The organism is Bradyrhizobium sp. 31Argb (genome assembly GCF_043638955.1).
Classification (GTDB): Bacteria; Pseudomonadota; Alphaproteobacteria; order Rhizobiales; family Xanthobacteraceae; genus Bradyrhizobium.
On the sequence record NZ_JBEGDB010000530.1, the window covers coordinates 1 to 2,169 of the forward strand.

Consider the following 2,169-nt stretch of genomic DNA (forward strand, 5'->3'; position numbering starts at 1 on the left):
GTCGTCGCCATTGCCGCCACTCTGCTCTGGATAAGGTAACTGTCCACACGGCCTAAGGCCATATGCGATTCCCCTACAGGCCAGGGGGCTACGTTGGGCCGGCCGATGAGCCGGAGATCGGAGTTCGAGCCGTTCAAAGATCCAAGGTCGGACATCACGGCGCGGCGGAGCCAAGGTTGGGGCGGAGTATCCCAAGAAGTTTTTCGTTCAAGAGGCTAGAGATGTTCGGTTGAACACGCCGAAGTCGGAAAGCTGACACGGCGCTGGGGCCATTCCGCCGCAATTCAACAGCCAGGCTGGCGCTTAAGCGTGTTTGGCTGCTGTGGCGCAAGGCGCGCATCATATTTCGCGAGCGGCACGCCGTTTGCTGGGATCAGGAGCAGAAGCCGTCGCGGCCAAACTGGTCGCAGGCCGCCCCGCTCCGAGAGACTTCCCAATGAGGCTTGCCCGATTGATCCTGATCAATGCAACTCTGATTCTAATCCTGCTCGAAAAAGCAGCAGCGGTGAACATCAGTCCCACCCTTGCCGCAAACGTCCGTCTGCCGAGCAACGAGATTGCATCACCGCTCACTCAGACGACGCGGCTCGAGGCCGGGTTGAGCTCACGCGCGCACGGACATTTTTGCAGCTGGATCATCCAACCCGCGCTTTGCATCCTTCTGTCGGCCGACCAGTTCCGCCCAAGTAAACAGAGCGAGAAGCGTCTCCCGGTATCGGGAAACAGCTTCACCTCTAAGAGCGGCAAGTTCGTGCTGTGGCGTTCGAATGTGAAGTTCGCCAATCGCGCGGATAGCCTTCAGATGATGTCTGTGGCAAAGTCATCGATCTGCAATCCGGCCGCCGCACCTTATGATGGCGCAACGGCGGTGCAGGTCATGAAAGCGCCAGGCGTCAGTGCGGCGATTCAGCCGAGGGCCGATACCGCCAGCATCACACACGCCGATCGATCCGAGACCGGTAATGCCGAGCTCGGATTTGTCGCGCCGTCCGAGCTCACAAACAGCAAAACCCGTTTGCCCTGGCTGGTGGCGCGGGAGTCTTATGGCCCGATGGGGCCAAATGCCGTGCTGTTGGAGAGCGGCGCCAATAATAAAGCGACACGCGCTTTCGTCGATTTTCTTAAAGGGCAAAAACTCCACGCGATTATCGCGCGGGGTGGCTACGTGCAAAGCTAGAGTTGACGCATGGATGGCTTTTCGCCAGAGATCTGGGAATCGCTCGAGCTCACGGTCGAGCTCGCGAGCCTGACGACCGTGATCCTGCTGGTCCTTGGCACGCCGCTCGCGTGGTGGATAGCGCGCTCGAAGAGCCTTTGGGCTGAGGCGGTCGCCACGATCATCGCGCTGCCGCTGGTGCTGCCGCCAACAGTAATCGGTTTCTATCTGCTGGCCCTGCTCGGCCCGAACGGCCCGGGTGGCCTTCTCGCCTCTCTCTGGGGCGGGGCCACGCTCGCCTTCACCTTTACGGGGCTCGTGGTCGGATCGGTTTTGTCAGCGCTGCCTTTGATGGTGCAGCCCATCCGCAACGCCTTCGCTGCGATGGGTGACCGCCCGCTGGAAGTCGCTGCCACTCTGCGCGCCTCACCGTTATATGCCTTCTTCACGGTCGCCTTGCCTGTGGCGCGAACGGGTGTTCTGACAGGCGCCATGCTTGGCTTTGCGCATGCGATAGGCACGTTCGGCATCGTGCTTATGATCGGCGGCAACATTCCTGGGCGCACCAAGGTGCTGTCGGCCTATCTCTTCGACTATGTCCAAGCCTCGCGCTGGCGCGAAGCAAGCTGGCTTGCCGGGGCCATGGTGATGTTCGCCTTTGCGGTAATCCTCACCTTAACCTTGATCGACAAATACAGCGGAAGGAGGAGCAGGTGAGGATAGCCACGCCAGGCCGGATTGACATTGCCTTCAGCGGCAGTATCGCCGGCTTCTCGCGCGATACGCAATTCAGCGTACCCGCCAAAGGCGTGACGGCGATTTTCGGCCCACCAGGCTGCGGCAAGACCACGCTGGCGCGCTGCATCGCCGGCCTAGAGCCTTTGCCAAATGGTTTTTGCGCCATCGACGGCGAGGTGTGGCAGGATAGGACGACCTTTCGCCCACCCCATCTGCGTCCCATCGGCTATGTGTTTCAGGAGCCGAGTCTTTTTCCTCATTTGTCGGTCAGGCGC

At 60.6% G+C, this 2,169-nt stretch carries 3 protein-coding genes; all 3 read left to right on the top strand.

The features are described 5' to 3' along the window. Positions 1–451: 451 nt before the first annotated feature. Positions 452–1,177 carry a molybdate ABC transporter substrate-binding protein gene (modA, locus tag AAFX91_RS41030; RefSeq protein ID WP_394570274.1) on the top strand — a complete coding sequence of 242 codons (726 nt, stop codon included), beginning with the start codon at positions 452–454 and terminating at the stop codon, positions 1,175–1,177. A 9-nt stretch (positions 1,178–1,186) separates the two neighbouring features. Beyond that, positions 1,187–1,873 (top strand): molybdate ABC transporter permease subunit, encoded by a 687-nt coding sequence (gene modB, locus AAFX91_RS41035; protein WP_028169067.1) that lies wholly within the window; start codon positions 1,187–1,189, stop codon positions 1,871–1,873. A gap of 20 nt (positions 1,874–1,893) precedes the next feature. Then, on the top strand, positions 1,894–2,169 hold a 276-nt coding region (locus tag AAFX91_RS41040), incomplete at its 3' end, for an ATP-binding cassette domain-containing protein (protein ID WP_394570275.1).